The sequence below is a fragment of the Streptococcus sp. k-378 genome, from assembly GCF_013277505.1.
GTDB lineage: Bacteria > Bacillota > Bacilli > Lactobacillales > Streptococcaceae > Streptococcus > Streptococcus pseudopneumoniae.
The window spans coordinates 1-503 of sequence record NZ_VMNC01000174.1; the positions used below are offsets into that span (position 1 = coordinate 1).

At 43.9% G+C, this 503-nt stretch carries 1 pseudogene; it reads right to left on the reverse strand.

The features are described 5' to 3' along the window. Nucleotides 1–503: pseudogene (locus tag HT719_RS11250) on the reverse strand (ISNCY family transposase); the annotation flags it as partial.

Below are 503 nucleotides of genomic sequence, written 5' to 3' on the forward strand. Positions count from 1 at the left end.
GAATGCTTTCGTCTTTCTGCTGAAGTAGACTTCTTTTCCTTGTTCAACAGGGATATAGCAACGATTTTGGAATCGGATATGGTGTCCACTATCGACGACTCTCTCCGCCAGTCTAGCCAGAATGAGATTTCGTTCAGAGGGCTTAGGAGCCACCTCGAAGACAGAGAGTTTTGTCTTGTTTCCAAACTGTTCATTAAAGGTTTGAATGTAGGAAAGAAGGAAAGTATTGGCTTCTTCCAAGGTATGAATATTGTTTCGTTCCAGTTCAATAGGCAGGCGAGATTGTAGTGCCTGATTGAGTCTTTCGACTCTCCCTTTAGCTTGAGGGATAGCGGTTGTCTCAAGGAGAATCCCCAGTTGGTGACAGGCGTATCCAAACTGTGTATGGGTATCGCCCTCCATTTTCTTAGAGTTGGAGGCTTGATAGGCAAAGACCGTTCTCTTATCTGTTTTAATTTGAAGGGGAATGCCGTGATTGGCTAAGATTTGTTCAAGGACATGAT